The 13,839-nt window shown below is 70.4% G+C and carries 14 protein-coding genes and 1 pseudogene; 6 read left to right on the top strand and 9 right to left on the bottom strand.

Features of this window, described 5'->3' with window-relative positions; all coding sequences use genetic code 11:
• Positions 1 to 362 precede the first annotated feature (362 nt).
• Complete coding sequence (locus QP089_RS37975; RefSeq protein ID WP_285918629.1) at positions 363 to 1,382, top strand: hypothetical protein; 1,020 nt, start codon at positions 363 to 365, stop codon at positions 1,380 to 1,382.
• A gap of 235 nt (positions 1,383 to 1,617) precedes the next feature.
• Here QP089_RS37975 and QP089_RS37970 read toward each other — a convergent pair whose 3' ends face one another.
• On the bottom strand, positions 1,618 to 2,781 hold the full coding sequence (locus QP089_RS37970; protein WP_285918627.1) for an epoxide hydrolase family protein: 1,164 nt from the start codon (positions 2,779 to 2,781) through the stop codon (positions 1,618 to 1,620).
• 124 nt (positions 2,782 to 2,905) lie between these two features.
• Between QP089_RS37970 and QP089_RS37965 the strand changes: the two genes are divergently transcribed.
• Positions 2,906 to 3,505 (top strand): TetR/AcrR family transcriptional regulator, encoded by a 600-nt coding sequence (locus QP089_RS37965; protein WP_285918626.1) that lies wholly within the window; start codon positions 2,906 to 2,908, stop codon positions 3,503 to 3,505.
• Between the two features lie 204 nt (positions 3,506 to 3,709).
• Here the strand turns inward: QP089_RS37965 and QP089_RS37960 are convergent, their stop codons facing one another.
• The gene (locus tag QP089_RS37960; protein WP_285918624.1) at positions 3,710 to 4,279 is read right to left on the bottom strand and encodes a TetR/AcrR family transcriptional regulator; all 570 of its coding nucleotides are present in this window, start codon (positions 4,277 to 4,279) and stop codon (positions 3,710 to 3,712) included.
• A gap of 92 nt (positions 4,280 to 4,371) precedes the next feature.
• Here QP089_RS37960 and QP089_RS37955 point away from each other — a divergent pair, with 92 nt between their 5' ends.
• Together QP089_RS37955 and QP089_RS37950 are read left to right on the top strand one after the other, a co-directional pair.
• Positions 4,372 to 5,628, top strand: coding sequence for an MFS transporter (locus QP089_RS37955; protein ID WP_285918622.1), 1,257 nt, complete (start codon positions 4,372 to 4,374; stop codon positions 5,626 to 5,628).
• 34 nt (positions 5,629 to 5,662) lie between these two features.
• Positions 5,663 to 6,052 (top strand): nuclear transport factor 2 family protein, encoded by a 390-nt coding sequence (locus QP089_RS37950; RefSeq protein ID WP_285918620.1) that lies wholly within the window; start codon positions 5,663 to 5,665, stop codon positions 6,050 to 6,052.
• 125 nt (positions 6,053 to 6,177) lie between these two features.
• On the opposite strand, the gene QP089_RS37945 is transcribed toward QP089_RS37950, so the two are convergent.
• From QP089_RS37945 to QP089_RS37925, 5 genes are all read right to left on the bottom strand, one after another.
• On the bottom strand, positions 6,178 to 6,828 hold the full coding sequence (locus QP089_RS37945) for a response regulator transcription factor (protein ID WP_285918618.1): 651 nt from the start codon (positions 6,826 to 6,828) through the stop codon (positions 6,178 to 6,180).
• On the bottom strand, positions 6,828 to 8,120 hold the full coding sequence (locus QP089_RS37940; RefSeq protein WP_285918616.1) for a sensor histidine kinase: 1,293 nt from the start codon (positions 8,118 to 8,120) through the stop codon (positions 6,828 to 6,830). Before QP089_RS37940 ends, QP089_RS37945 begins: the two co-directional genes overlap by 1 nt.
• A 110-nt stretch (positions 8,121 to 8,230) precedes the next feature.
• Positions 8,231 to 8,917, bottom strand: a complete 687-nt coding sequence (locus QP089_RS37935) for a hypothetical protein (protein ID WP_285918615.1) — start codon at positions 8,915 to 8,917, stop codon at positions 8,231 to 8,233.
• Positions 8,918 to 9,122: 205 nt separating this feature from the next.
• The gene (locus QP089_RS37930; protein WP_285918613.1) at positions 9,123 to 9,833 is read right to left on the bottom strand and encodes a VC0807 family protein; all 711 of its coding nucleotides are present in this window, start codon (positions 9,831 to 9,833) and stop codon (positions 9,123 to 9,125) included.
• Between the two features lie 9 nt (positions 9,834 to 9,842).
• Complete coding sequence (locus QP089_RS37925) at positions 9,843 to 10,328, bottom strand: MarR family winged helix-turn-helix transcriptional regulator (protein ID WP_285918612.1); 486 nt, start codon at positions 10,326 to 10,328, stop codon at positions 9,843 to 9,845.
• Between the two features lie 499 nt (positions 10,329 to 10,827).
• Between QP089_RS37925 and QP089_RS37920 the strand changes: the two genes are divergently transcribed.
• Both QP089_RS37920 and QP089_RS37915 read left to right on the top strand, forming a co-directional pair.
• Positions 10,828 to 11,421, top strand: a complete 594-nt coding sequence (locus QP089_RS37920) for a helix-turn-helix domain-containing protein (RefSeq protein ID WP_285918610.1) — start codon at positions 10,828 to 10,830, stop codon at positions 11,419 to 11,421.
• Positions 11,422 to 11,539: 118 nt separating this feature from the next.
• On the top strand, positions 11,540 to 12,475 hold the full coding sequence (locus tag QP089_RS37915; RefSeq protein WP_285918609.1) for a class I SAM-dependent methyltransferase: 936 nt from the start codon (positions 11,540 to 11,542) through the stop codon (positions 12,473 to 12,475).
• A gap of 166 nt (positions 12,476 to 12,641) precedes the next feature.
• Here QP089_RS37915 and QP089_RS37910 read toward each other — a convergent pair whose 3' ends face one another.
• The gene (locus tag QP089_RS37910; RefSeq protein WP_285918607.1) at positions 12,642 to 13,556 is read right to left on the bottom strand and encodes a hypothetical protein; all 915 of its coding nucleotides are present in this window, start codon (positions 13,554 to 13,556) and stop codon (positions 12,642 to 12,644) included.
• 144 nt (positions 13,557 to 13,700) lie between these two features.
• Positions 13,701 to 13,796: pseudogene (locus tag QP089_RS49075) on the bottom strand (IS982 family transposase); the annotation flags it as partial.
• Between the last annotated feature and the right edge of the window lie 43 nt (positions 13,797 to 13,839).

The following is a 13,839-nucleotide window of genomic DNA, read 5'->3' as shown; positions in this document are numbered from 1 at the left end:
TGATGGCCGCGCTGTCGTGGGCTTGAACGCCGATCGCCGGCCCCTCCAGGGGTGTTGGCCGTGTGCGACGTAGCGCTGTATCTGCTGGGCGTACCGGCACGCGTCCACGGTCGCTCTATCGAAGGTGGAGGGCGCTGTGGCCGCGAGCCCCCACGGCGTCGAGGTGGACGCCCAGGCCGGCATGGCCGCAGTCTGGCGGGACGCGGGCGCCGGTGTCCTGCCATGGCCGGTGACGGCCGTACGGAGAGACGCGTAGGTCTGACGGGGTCTCGGTCCGCCTGTCGCTGACGGCGGCCGGCTCGGCGAGTGGCGCCGTGATGGTCCCAGTAGACACTGGCGTCTTTTTGGCGAATAGTGCTCGTATGAAACGCGTCATTGCGGTCGTCGTCACCATCGCAGCACTGGTGGCTCTTCCCGCGCCCGCCCTCGAGGCCGCTCCCGAGCTGCGCACGGTCTCCCTGCCCTTCCTGTGGCCGTCGGCCCGGCTCTACGACGTCACCGCAGACGGAGCGGGCGGCGTCTGGGTCAGCGGTGTGCAGGGCAAGTACTGCCTCCGCTGGGGCGACCTGTGCCCCGTGTACCGCGACGGGAACCCGGTCGTACGGCGCCGGGTTGGCTCGTCGTGGAAGGAGTACCCGATCAACGGCTGGACGGGCCAGGGCGAGATCACGCGCATCGTCTCGGGCGCGGGGGAGACCTGGATCGCCGGCACGAATTCGTACATGGCGCGCTTCGACGGCTCGGCGTTCCAGAAGGTCGCGGGTCCGACCGCCTCGGCCTCGGTGCTCGCCACCGGTCCGGCCGGCACCTTCGCCAACGCCTGGGACTCGAATTTCGTGGAGCATCTTTTCAAGCGCACCGGCGACACTTGGTCCGTCGTCAAGGTGCCCGGGGTGGACGACGTCTTGGACCTCCAAGCGCTCACCGCGACCGATGCATGGGCGGTCGGCTACCGGGACGGCTTGCAGCAGGTGCCCGCCGTCGCGCACTTCGACGGCGCCGCCTGGAAGAGCGTCCCGCTGCCCGCAATCACCGACGGCGACAACGACTGGTTCCGCAAGGTCGTCCCGGTCGCCGCGGACAACGTCTGGGGCATCACGGCCAAGCGTCTGGCGCACTGGAACGGCTCCGCCTGGACCTGGATCGCGGCCCCGGCCGGATTCCCCTATCTCGCTGATCTGACCGTGGACGCGTCCGGGTCCCCCTGGGTCGCGCCGGAGGCCTCCGCGCCACCTGAGAAGCCCCCGTACCGCTACAGCGGCGGCAAGTGGGAGGCGGTGACGATCCCCGCAGGAACCGCGGTGTACAACCTTGCCGCCGTACCCGGTGGCGTTTGGGGAGTCGGAAGACAAGGGGAGGACCCGGCGGCCTTCAACGGATAAGCCACAGTCGCTGACGGCGGCGTCCACTCGCGGGTCGGCGCCGGCGGCCCAGCCGACCTTGGTGAAGAATGCCTCGACGGTCTGCGGCTCCTTGGCCATTGCGCGCAGCACGTCCAGCGATGCCACGCTGCCGGAACTCTCCTAGAGTCTGCGGAGGCGTCGATCGGGACATATCACTCCGTGATCACCTTCGCTCGGAGTGATATGCATGCGGTCCTGAGTTGGCGCGTTGGCGTCAGGGACGAAGGGTGCGCAGGCCGGTGCGGATTTCGCTGACCAGGATCTCGGGCTGTTCCAAGGCCGCGAAGTGCCCGCCCTTGTCGGCCTCGCCGTAGTGGATCAGATTGCTGTAGGTGTCTTCGATCCAGCTTCGTGGCAGGCGTGGGATGTCCCTCGGGAAGACGGTCACCGCGACCGGAAGCGTCAGTTTCGGGCCGGCGAGGGTGGCCGATTTGTTCTCCCAGTAGATGCGGCCGGACGACGCTGCGCTGTTGGTGAACCAGTACAGGGATATCGCATCGAGCATGTCGTCGATGCTGAGGGCGTCCTCGGCGAGCCCGTGGTTGTCGGTCTTGGACTGGAACTTCTCGTAGATCCAGGCTGCCTGACCGGCGGGAGAGTCCGCCAGGGCGAATCCGACGGTCTCCGGCTTCGTGCCCTGAAGGTGGTTCGACCCACCGAGATCGCCGGTGTAGAGGGCGAGGGTCTCCACGGCGTAGCGCTGTTCGGGCGACAAGGTGTCGGGTAGCTGTGCGGGAAAGGCGTACTGGGTGTTCAGATGAATTCCGAGAAGCCCCTCAGGTTGCATGGCCCCGAGGGCGGTGGTGACGACGGCACCCCAATCGCCGCCTTGGGCGGCCCATCTGGTGTAGCCGAGACGTTTCATCAGCTCCACCCACGCGCTTGCGATGCGCGATACGGTCCATCCGGTCTCCGTGGGCTTCTGGGAGAACCCGAACCCGGGGAGTGACGGGACGACGACGTCGAATGAATCGGCGGCGTCCCCTCCGAACGAGACCGGATCGGTCAGCGGGCCGATCAGCTTCAGGAACTCGACGATCGAGCCCGGCCATCCGTGCGTGAGTATCAGCGGCATCGCGTTGGGGTTCTTGGACCTGACGTGGATGAAGTGGATGTCCAGCCCATCGATCTCGGTCAGGAATTGGGGGAAGCGGTTGAGGCCGGACTCGAAGCGCCGCCAGTCGTAGCCGCGCTCCCAGTAGTCGACCAGAGATCTGGCGTTCTCTACGCGAACCCCTTGCGACCAGTCGCCCACCGTTTCCGGATCCGGCCATCGAGTTCTGGCCAGTCGCTGCTTCACGTCGTCGATCTCCGAATCCGAGATCGAGACGGTGAACGGGCGGACGTGGGTCGAGGTCGGCGGCGTCGGTGCGGTCATCGCCTTGTTCTCCTGAGCTTCGAAGCACAGCGCAACTCTCCGTTGCACACTGGTGTGCAGTCTAGTTCGTTGCACACGAGTGTGCAGTGTGATTCATTGCACACTGGTGTGCAACAATGATGTCGTGCCCGCCGAGTCCTCCCGCGCGCGCTCGATGAACGAGACACGCGATCGCATCCTCGACGTCGCCCTCGACGTGCTGGGACAGAACCCCGACGCCGGAATGGGCGACATCGCCTCCGCTGCCGGCGTCGTCCGCCGCACCGTCTACGGCCATTTCCCCTCGCGCCTCGACCTGGTCCGGACACTCACCGAACGGGCCGTCACCGAGATGACAGCCGTGCTCACCGAAGTCAACGCCTCCAACGCTGAAGCGGACGCGACGTGGGCCGAATTCATCGCCCGCCTCTGGCCGGTGGCGCACCGGTACCGAGTGCTGTTGGCGCTGCGCCGCGGCGAGTACGGCGAGGCGATCCACGGCCTGCTCGGACCAGTCGATGAACTCCTCGCCGACCTCGTCAAACGAGGCCAGGACAGCGACGTGTTCGCACAGCACCTGCCGGCGGGCATTCTGAGCCAGGTCGCCTACGGCGCCGTGTTCGCCATCGCGGACAGCGACCTGTCGAACGGAACCCTCGGCGCCCGAGCAGCGACGATCACGAGCCTGCTGATGCTCGGAGTTCCCGAGACGCGCGCAATCGCTCTTGCGGACGACCAGCCCTGACCCAAAGCACTCGAGCCGAGCCGCGGATCGTCCCGCTCCGGACACGACATCGTCACCGCAACCCGCCAAGAAGCCGGTGAGAACAACAATGCCGCGCCGCTCGGCATAGCCGCCCAGCATCGACCAGCCAAATCACGGCAAGATCAACGCGGTTTGGGGCTCACGACACGCTTCTTACCGGCACGCTGCCTTGCGCGTTCAGCATCAGGTGGGCGGAGAGGGGTTCTGGGTCAGTGCTTCGACGGCGTGGGCTACGGCGGAGCGGAGTTGGGCGGGGGTGTGGTCGGGGCCCAGGATCATGCGGCGCACCTGCGGCATGGCCAGCGTCCAGCCCACCAGGCCCAGGGTGAAGAACAGGCGGGTGCGGGCGTCGCCGGGGGCGCCGAGGACCTGAGTGGCGTGCAGCTTGTCCTGGTAGTGCCGGGTGCGGGCCTCCTCGCCGGGGACGGGTTGGTCGCCCAGTTCCAGGGCCTCCCACAGCAGCAGGCGCAGCGCTTCGGGGTGCGCCTGGTGGTAGTCGAACAGCCGTTCGGCGTAGGCGGGCAGGTCCTCCTCGCCGGGCGGGACGGCCTGGGCGAGCTCGGCCATCAGGCGTTCCAGTACGGCGGCGAACAGCTGCTTCTTGTCGCCGAAGTAGTCATAGATGGCGCGCTTGTTGGCCTGGGCGGCGGCGGCGATGCGGTCCACGCGGGCCCCGGCGACGCCATGCTCGGCGAACTCCGCGGCCGCCGCGGCCAGGATGCGCGCCTTGGTCGCGCTGGAGTCGTAGGCCATCCCCGCATGGTAACGAACTGGATCGTTTGACCCGCTCGCACCACCTCGTCTACGGTTCGAACCATCCAGTTCGTTCGATTGGAAGGAGTGCCGTGTCCCCAACGGACGCTCTTCATCCCGCCCCGCCCGCCGCACGCCGCGAGCGGCCGTGGAAGGGGGCGGTGCGGCCGGTGTTGTTCACGGCGATGGCGGTGTGCAGCGGCGCCACCGTCGCCAACGTCTACCTGGCCCAGCCGCTGCTGTCCCTGTTCACCCGGAGCCTGGGGGTGTCGGCCTCGGCGGCCGGGACCGTGGTGACCTGCGCCCAGTTCGGTTACGCGGCCGGGATCCTGTTCCTGGTGCCGCTGGGGGACGTGCGGCGACGCCGTCCACTGCTGACCGTGCTGCTGGGGGCGACGGTGGCGGCGCTGCTGCTGGCCGCCGCCGCGCCGGGCCTGGCGGTGCTGGCCGCGGCCACCGCGTTGGTCGGCGGCGTCACCGTGGTCCCCCAGATCCTGGTCCCCCTGGCCGCGGAGCTGGCCCCGCCGGAGCGGCGGGCCTCGGTCGTGGCGGGCGTCCAGATCGGCCTGATGACCGGCATCATCGGCTCCCGCGTGGTGGGCGGCGCGGTAGGCGAGGTGCTGGGCTGGCGCGCGGTGTACCTGGTGGCCGCCGCGCTCACCGCCGTCACCGGACTGGTGACGGTGCTGCTGCTACCCCGCGAACCCGCCCGCAAGCCGCCTCCCACGGACGGGGCCGGGTACGGCCGGCTGCTCGCGTCGCTGCCGCGGCTGCTGCGGACCGAACCGGCGCTACGGCAGGCGTGCCTGCTGCACGCCAGCCTGTTCGGGGCCTACAGCGCCACTTGGACGACACTGGTGCTGGTGCTGACCCAGCACTACCGCTTCAGCAGCGCCACCGCCGGGCTGTTCGGCCTGCTGGGGTTGGCCGGTGCGCTGGCCGCGCCCTGGTCGGGCCGCTTCATCGACCGTCGCGGCGCCCTGCCGATCATCACCGCCGCCCTGGCGATGATGCTGGTCGCGGCCGGGTGCTATGCGCTGGGAGGGACCATGACGGCCTTCATGGTCGCCGCGATCGTGCTGGCCAACGTCGCCGTGCAGTGGAGCCAGATCGCCAACCAGGCCCGCATCTTCGCCTTCCTCCCGCAGGCCCGCAGCCGCGCCAACACCGTCTACATGGTCGCGGTCTTCCTCGGCGGAGCGCTGTGCGCGGCCGCGGCGAGCGCCTCCTATGGCGCCTGCGGCTGGATCGGCGCCTGCGCCCTGCAAGCCCTGCTGGCGCTGGCCGGGCTCGCGGTCCTGCCCGCCGCCCGCCGCCATGACCGCCGCCACCGCGCGACGACGTCCTGACCCTGTTGGCCCCGTCCTCATCACAAGGAGAATCATGACCTTCCCGGCCATGCCCGCCAGTGTCCTGCAGTTCTTCGCCGCCTCCCAGAACCGGGACGCCGACGCCTGGGCGGCGGCGTTCGCCGAGGACGGCGTCTTCCACGACCCGGTCGGTCGGCCGCCCATCACCGGCCGCGCCGCCATCCACCGGTTCATCGCCTCGGTGCTGCCCAACTTCCAGCCCTTCCTTGGCCTGACCCCGCTGGAGGCCCACACCGTCGGCAACCAGGTCGCGGTGTTCTGGCGCGGAGCCGCCGTCGCCCTGGACGGCAAGCCGGTCAACTGGTCGGGCATCAACGTCTACGAGCTCGACGACACCGGCCTGATCAAGGAAGCCAGGGCCTACTTCAACAGCGCCGTCTTCCAGGCCCAACTCGCCAACTGACCCTTCGCACCCGGCGTCCGGTGTGGTCCAAGGCCTTCAAGGCCCAGACCGCACCGGACGCCGTTGCATCGGCGCACCCGGCCCGCGCCCCTCCGCCTCGGGCGGTCCCTTCGATACCCGCCGGGCTATGCCGGGCCGTCGCGGAGCCAGGCGAGAACCGCCATGACCCTGCGGTGGTCGTCGGCCGAGGGCGGGAGGCCGAGCTTGTCGAAGATCGCCGAGATGTGCTTCTCCACGGTCCCGGCGCTCAGGTCGAGGGTGCGTCCGATGGCGCTGTTGCGGCGGCCCTCGGCCATCAGGGCCAGCACCTGGCGTTCGCGCGCGGTGATCCCGGCCAGGGGGTCGCGGCGGCGCCGGTGGGCGAACAGGGCCGCGACCACTTCGGAGTCGAGGACCGTCTCACCGGCGACGACGCGGGCGAGGGCGTCCGACAGCTCGGTCAGCTTGGCGACCCGGTCCTTGAGCAGGTAGCCGACCCCGCCGCCGTCGGCGAGCAGGTCTTCGGCGTAGCTCTCCTCGACGTACTGCGACAGCACCAGGATCGCGGTGCCGGGCAGGTCCCGGCGGATCCGCAGGGCCGCCCGCAGTCCCTCGTCGGTGAAGGTGGGCGGCATCCGCACGTCGACCACCGCGACGTCGGGCCGGTGCGCGGCCGCGGCCTCGACCAGCGCGGACCCGTCGCCGACCGCGGCCACCACCTCGGCGCCCGCCTCCTGCAGGAGGCGGACCAGGCCCTCGCGCAGCAGCAGCGAGTCCTCCGCCAGGACGACGCGCATCAGTGGCCCGCGAGCGGGACGACCGCCGTCAGCACGGTCGGCCCTCCGGACGGACTGGTGATGTCGAGCGTCCCTTCGACGGCGGCCAGCCGGTCGGCGAGGCCGACCAGGCCGTGGCCCTTGCCCGGATGGGCGCCGCCACGGCCGTCGTCGTCGACCCGGACGTGCAGTGCCGCCTGGTCGGAGGTGACGACGACGGCGCACCGCGTCGCCCGGGCGTGCTTGGCGATGTTGGCCAGGGCTTCGGTCACGACGTAGTAGACGGTGTTCTCGACGATGGCCGCGTAGCGCCGGCCTGGCAGGTCGACCTCCAGCGACACCGGGACCGGGCAGCGGCCCGCCGCCGCGGACAGCGCCGCCGCGAGGCCGCGGTCGGCGAGGATCGGCGGGGCGATGCCGCGCGACAGGGCGCGCACCTCCGACAGCGCTTCCCGGCTCTGCTCGATCATGTCCTCGACCAGCGGCCTGGCGCGCTCGGGGTCGTCGTCCAGGCGCCGCGCGACGGTCTCCAGGTCCATGTTGAGCCGGACGAGCCGCTGCTGCGGACCGTCGTGCAGGTCGCGCTCCAGCCGGCGCAGGGTGTGGGCCTCGGCGGCGACCGCGCTGCGACGGCCGGCCGCGAGCTGCGCGGTCCGGGCCTGCAGCGCGGCGGTCTGGTTGGTCAGCAGCGCCCGCGCCAGCGAGGTCTGGAGGGCGGCGAGCCCGCGGACGACCGGGACGGCGGTGGCGAGCAGCACGACGCCGACCCCCATGTTGAACGCGATGTCCGCACCGCGCGAGGAGATGCCGAACGCCAGGTCGAGCACACCGGTCTTGCCGGGGTCGCGCGGGATCGGCCACGACCACAGCGCGTACGACAACTCCGCGACGCCGCCCAGCGTCCAGGCGATCGCGACGCAGAAGGTCGTCACCCGGACCGGGAACGCCACGACCATGTGGACCAGGTCGCGCCACGACTGGGGTTCGCGCACCGCGCGCAGCAGCCCGGCGAGCCCGGTCTCCTCGGTGTGCCGGTAGTGGTGCGGAGGCAGGGCCCGTCCGGTCGCCCGCTCCACCTGGCTTCGCTCCAGCCGCGCGAACGCCCGCGCCGCGGCCAGCGTCCCGACGAGCAGGGGCACCCCCAGGACGATGACGAGCGTCGAGGCGCCCGCGGCGAGCCCGGCGATCGCGACCGCGAAGGCGGCGGCTCCGACGGGCGCTCCGGACAGCAGGTACACCAGTTCGCGGCCGAACCGACCGAAAGTCTGCGAGGGGCGGGTGGTGGGCGGTGAGGCCACAGATGCTTCGCTCATGTCTCCAACTTCCCGCCCCCGGCCTCCGCTGCCCACGGTGCCCGCCCGGTGATCATGGTAGGGCAAACCCCCAGAAGCTCGACGAACCAGAACAGTCGCGATGGTCTTCTCTACGGCTGCGACGCGGCGCCGGCGGGCGCGGGCGCGGGGCTGAAGCGTGGGAACCGGCGCGCGAGAGGCACGACCGCGGCTCCGAGGGCGAAACCGTACACGGCCACCAGTCCGTGGCCGTTGCTCTGGGCGATCCACAGGGCCAGGCCGAGGACCGGCACGCTGAGTGCAAGGAGGCGGTCGGCGCGGCTGGAGGCGAACCACAGGAGGCCGGCCGCCAGAGTGGAGCCCAGGAAATACGTCGCTCCCGAGCTTCCGGCGAAGTTGCGGGGATCAGTGCTGCGGTCCGCCTGCCCGAAGAGCGCGTCGATGTGCTGCGGGAGGAGAATGCCCGCCAGGAACAGGGCCAGCATCACCGGGCTCCGCCAGAACCACTGGGCCAGGGCCGCGATGACGGCGAGGGTGGCGATGTTCCAGGCGACGCCCATGATTCCTCCGTTCTGCATGAAGACGGAGGTCAGCACACGCCACCAGCCGGACTTGCTCGGATCGTCGTCAAGGGCTCCCATCGCACCGGACCAGAGGTGCTGGAGGACGACGGCGGCGATCGCGAGCACGGTCAGGGCGACCGCCGCCCAGGGGATCGGACGCCGGCGCAGCGGGTCCTGACCCACCAGGGCCGTGCCGGCCTTGAACATCAGCACCATCAGCGCCGCGGTGGTCAGATTGAAGATCAGTGCGTCCATGAGCGGTATCCCCCGTCGAAAACCCTTTGTCCAGGTCGGCGCTCACCCTAGTGCTCCGCGGCCTTCCTCGACGGAGCGGGCCGGACGCTCGACCGCTCCGGGGCGTTCGAAACCGCTGGGGGACTGGGACGCGATCCGCGCCGCCGTCTCTGCCGCCGAAGGGGTGCCGCGGCGGCGGCCGAGCTGCTGATGATCCACGGACCGCCTATCTGCTGTCCCCATTGCCGGCGGCGAGACGCGCCTGGCCTTCGGTGTCGGCCGCGTGGGGGTCCTGGTCGCCGGAGGTGAGGGCGGCTTGTTGGGCGTCGACGATGCGCCTCAGCTTGGGCACGTGGAGGCGGATCAGGAGCAGCGCTCCGGCGAGCAGGATGATCCCGGGCACCTCCTGGGCCCAGACCGCGTCGGCGACGGAAGAGGCGGTGAAGATGATGACCAGCCGCAGCGCCGCGTAGGCCAGCATTCCGATCCCCACGAAGGAGCTGAGGCGGGTGTGGATGCGCCGGAACTCGGCGGAGCGGTCCCAGGTCGCCGCGTAGGCGCGGGCGCGGACGGGGTCGCCCTTGGTGGCCATCGGCTCGGCCGCGGGGTAGGTGATCGGACGGCCGGCCGCGCTGGAGGCCAGCAGCGCCGCTCCGCCGATGGCGAGGTAGAACGCGGCACGGGCCAGGACGAGCCGCGGGTTGTCGGTGACCAGGGCGAGCACGACCGACAGGGCCAGTTCCGCGCAGACCAGGGCGCCCAGCAGGTCGACACGGCGCTTGCGGATGCTGTTGAAGATCGTGGTGACGCCGGCGGCCGACCCGGCGACGGTGAGTGCCCAGACGTCGTCCATGCCCAGGGCGTGGAGCAGGAAGTAGCCGGCGGTCGGGACCACCAGGTCCAGCAGGAGGGGGAGGAGGGTGGCGAGACGCTTCAACGGTGTTCCTTAACGGCTTTTCCAGCCAGGTGCGCTGGGTGGGGGTTCTTTCTCGTTGACGGCCTGCGCGGAGGCGCGGAACTTCTCCAGCAGGCGGGCCAGTTCGGTGACCTCGTCGTCGGTCCAGTCCGCGACGAAGGAGGCGAAGCGGGCCCTGCCCTGCCGGGTGAGCCGGTCGACCGTCTCGCGGCCGGCGTCGGTGAGGGTCAGGATCGACGCGCGCCGGTCGGCGGGATCGGGGGCCGCGGTGATGTACCCGGCCTCGGTGAGCGCCTTCAGCTGGTGGGTGACGGCTGAGCGGTGCACTTCGAGGTGGTCGGCGATCTGCGAGGGCCGGACGCCTTCGTGGGGGTCGTCCCGCTGGGCCGCGCCGATGACCTGCAGGACGGCGAGCGCTGCGGCATCGGGGATCGCCTTGCGCGCGCGCTGCATGTTGCCCAGCACCGCGAACAGAGCGTCGATCAGACGCGTGACTCCGGCTTCGCGTGGTGGCATGGCCGCATCCTACATATAGTTGATTTAGTAAATCAACTATATGTCGCGAGATCGCCGAAACCGAAGACGACGTCGAGCCGCTCACCCAGAACAGCCGTGGACTGTCCTGCGACTGACCAAGGACAGCGCCGGGACCGCTGCCGGCCGTGTGCGCGGCCCTTGTGCGGTCAGCGTGCAGCGCCGGCCTCAGCGGGTTCTGCCTCGTCCGCGACCTCGGGGGGTGGTTTCTCGGGACCGCGGAGGACGATGGAGACGAAATCATCATGACGGCCATCGGCATCATCGCGACCGTGGACAGCAGGCCCGACCAGCCGAGCACGGCCTGGAAGAACGGGAAGAGGACCACGCCGATGCCCGCCTGGACACCGAAGACCACCAGCAGCGAGCCGTCGCGGCGGTGCAGCTCCCCGGCCACGAAACCGATGGCGGCGATGAGGCCGACGGCGAGGCTGATCAGCGTCGCGGGCCGGCCTTGCATTCGAGGCATATGATGTTGCCTATGACGCAAGAAGATGGAGATCTCGACAGCCTCGTACGCAAACGCATCCGCGCCCTGCGAGTGGCGCAGGGCTGGTCCCTAGAGGAGTTGGCCACCCGCGCCCACCTCAGCCAGTCCTCACTGAGCCGCATCGAGAACGGCCGGCGCCGCCTCGCACTGGACCAGCTGGTCACCCTCGCCCGCGCCCTGGACACCACGCTGGATCAGCTGGTGGAGACCGCTACTAACGACGTGGTCACCAGTCCGACGATCGACAGCACCCGCGGCCAGATGCGCTGGACCGTCAAGGCCGACCCCGGGATGAGCGTGGTGCGGCAGCGCGTGACCGAACCACCTCCCGAGAACCCGGCGCACATGCGCGCGCACCCGGGGCACGAATGGCTCGTCGTCCTGTCCGGCACGGCGATCCTCATGCTCGGTCACGACCGCATCCGCCTCGAGACCAACCAGGCGGCCGAGTTCCCCACGATGATGCCGCACGCCATCGGAGCGGACTCGGGCCCGTGCGAGGTCCTGGGCATCTTCGATCGCGACGCCCGCCGCAGCCACCAGCGTGACGGCGACGGCGGCAACACTCAGGGCACCCCCGAATGAGGGCACGGGGTCGTGCAAGCGGCGACTTCTTGCGCCTCGGGCAGCACCCTCGACCACCCTCTTGCGAAAACTGGAAGGACTTATGCCATTAGCGCATAGTCGTCCTAGTGTGAAGAGCATGAACCAACCGCACACGCACACCACCCACCACGACGCTTCGCACGGTCACCACCACGACAACGGATCCGATAGCCAGGCGGAGATCCTCGACCTGGACGCCGAGATCCTCGCCGAACACACCGCCTCCATCACCGCATGGCTGCCACTGCATACCGCCCCACACCACATCGTGGACCTGGGGTGTGGCACCGGCGCGGGCACCTTCGCCCTCCTCGACCGCTTCCCCGATGCGCACGTCACCGCCGTCGACGCGTCCGCCGAACACCTTCAGCGCCTGCGCACCAAGGCATGCGCCCGCGGCGTCCAGCATCGCGTGCGCACAGTGCAGGCCGACCTCGATGAAGACGCCTGGCCCGACCTCGGCTCACCGGACCTGGTATGGGCGTCGGCCTCGATGCACCACATGGCCCACCCCGACCACGCACTGCGCACCGTCCACGACGCGCTCGCCCCCGGAGGCCTGTTCGCCGTCGTCGAACTGGCCGGCCACCCCCGCTTCCTGCCCGAAAACGCTCCCAAGGACCGTCCCGGCCTGGAAGAACGCGTCCACGCCGCCGCCGACCGCCTCCAGGCCGAACACATGCCCCACCGCGGCGCCGACTGGGGCCCGATGCTGACCGCCGCCGGCTTCACGATCGAGGGCGAACGCACCATCGCCGTGAACATCGAGGGCTCGCGTACCGAGGCGATCGGCCTCTACGCCCTCCGCATCCTGCAGCGCATCCGCAGCGTCATCGCCGACAGGCTCTCCGCCGAGGACCTCACCGCGCTCGACCGGCTCCTCGACCCCGGCAGCCCGCACAGCATCCTGCGCCGCGACGACCTGACGGTACGCACCGAGCGCACCGTCTGGGCAGCCCTGCGCCCGTCGAAAACCACGTCCATGCAGGTGAGAAGCGCAGGGGTGGCGGGCTCCGACACAAGGCTCAACTAGCCTCAGGGCAAGAGCCGCCGCACGGGACCAGATCATCGGCGGCAAGGCCGGAGTCTGCCTCCCGGGGCCTGCACTCCTTGATGGTTCTGGCTTACCTGCCCAAAGCGAGACCTGCGCCGATCTGGGCAGGGATTCCCAGTGTCAGCCCACACCGCTCGGCACTGCGTCAATCGATGGTGTCGCGTTCCAGCAGGGTGATGCCGACGGCGACGCCACGGAACGGGTCGCCGGGGGTGGGCGCGCGGGCGGCCTCCGCTTCGCGGGCCAGGCACAGGGCCAACAGCCGGATGGCGGTGGCCTTGCGGGGCGTGAGCGGCTCCTGCTGGGTGAAAACCGGGGTCGCGATCGCTTCGAGGCGGCTCACCGCCTGCTGCGCCCATGCGCTCGGTGCCGTGCCGTCGAGCGCGCGGCGTCCGTCGCGGAGGTTGACGGCCAGGTCGCCGATGGCGGCCTGGTTGCCGCGGTCCAGCTTGGCGCAGGCCGCGGCGTGCAGGACGTCGGCGACGCGGCGGCGCCATTGGCGTTCGGGCTCCCGGCTGAACAGGTAGTGGCGGGCCTGGTAGAACATGCCCCGTTCGAAGACGCGGTCGAGGGCGCGGTCCAGCAGCACCGAGCCGGTCTTGCCGCTGCCCAGGCCCGCGGGCATTGCATGGCGGGCCTCGCGCAGATGCCCCCTCTGCTCGTCCCACTCGCTGCCCAGCCGACCGGCCCGCTTGTTGTCGATGGAGATGTCGGGGTCGGTGGCCATCGAGTACCTCGCGTATGCGGCGTCCTCGCTGCTGATGGTGTGGCTCAATCGCCGGGTCGCGGCGATCGCGGGGGTGAGGTCGCGGTCGGCGTCGTGGCCGGGGACCAGAGCGCGGGCCAGTTCCCGTGTGGTCCCCCCGGCCGCCTGGAGTTCCGTGCCGCAGTCGGCGGCGATGTCCTTCGCCACCCAGAGGGCATGGCCGCCGCGGTGGTGGCGGATGTTGGAGACCGCGCGGACGAGCAGTATTCGCGCGAGCAGCGGCGCCGCCCGGTCGACGTCGGCGGCGATGTGGCGGGCGAGCGTCCTGCGGTCGATTCCACTCGGCACGTCCATGAAGGCTCCCGTCCGCTGCCGAAACCTCGCCTTGCCGGAAGCCTAATAGCCGATCGAACCGGCGGCCCTACGTCGCCGACAGCGCACGCCTGCCCCACCGGCCCCATCGTCTCCAGCAGCTGTTCGGGAGCAGAGCACCTGGTCGGGACAGCGTCTGCGCGGCCGGACGGCCGAGCGCAGGACATGGTCGTCCGCATGGACATAAAGAGCGGCCAGAAGGGCGTCCAGGTCCGTCTTCAGGCAGTGATCTCGGGCGCCCTTCGCCACGCCGGCGGCTGGTTCG

This window comes from Actinomadura opuntiae, assembly GCF_030283205.1.
In the GTDB taxonomy this organism is placed as follows: Bacteria; Actinomycetota; Actinomycetes; order Streptosporangiales; family Streptosporangiaceae; genus Spirillospora.
This window is presented reverse-complemented; position numbering and strand designations above follow the sequence as displayed.

Excerpts from the sequence above, each read along its gene's own strand:
- QP089_RS37950 (WP_285918620.1), top strand. The coding sequence starts at position 5,663 with ATGACCTTCCCGGCCATGCCCGCCAGTGTCCTGCAGTTCTTCGCCGCC.
- QP089_RS37975 (WP_285918629.1), top strand. The coding sequence starts at position 363 with ATGAAACGCGTCATTGCGGTCGTCGTCACCATCGCAGCACTGGTGGCT.
- QP089_RS37915 (WP_285918609.1), top strand. The coding sequence starts at position 11,540 with ATGAACCAACCGCACACGCACACCACCCACCACGACGCTTCGCACGGT.
- QP089_RS37925 (WP_285918612.1), bottom strand. The coding sequence starts at position 10,328 with ATGCCACCACGCGAAGCCGGAGTCACGCGTCTGATCGACGCTCTGTTC.
- QP089_RS37945 (WP_285918618.1), bottom strand. The coding sequence starts at position 6,828 with ATGCGCGTCGTCCTGGCGGAGGACTCGCTGCTGCTGCGCGAGGGCCTG.
- QP089_RS37935 (WP_285918615.1), bottom strand. The coding sequence starts at position 8,917 with ATGGACGCACTGATCTTCAATCTGACCACCGCGGCGCTGATGGTGCTG.
- QP089_RS37910 (WP_285918607.1), bottom strand. The coding sequence starts at position 13,556 with ATGGACGTGCCGAGTGGAATCGACCGCAGGACGCTCGCCCGCCACATC.
- QP089_RS37940 (WP_285918616.1), bottom strand. The coding sequence starts at position 8,120 with ATGAGCGAAGCATCTGTGGCCTCACCGCCCACCACCCGCCCCTCGCAG.
- QP089_RS37960 (WP_285918624.1), bottom strand. The coding sequence starts at position 4,279 with ATGGCCTACGACTCCAGCGCGACCAAGGCGCGCATCCTGGCCGCGGCG.
- QP089_RS37970 (WP_285918627.1), bottom strand. The coding sequence starts at position 2,781 with ATGACCGCACCGACGCCGCCGACCTCGACCCACGTCCGCCCGTTCACC.
- QP089_RS37920 (WP_285918610.1), top strand. The coding sequence starts at position 10,828 with ATGACGCAAGAAGATGGAGATCTCGACAGCCTCGTACGCAAACGCATC.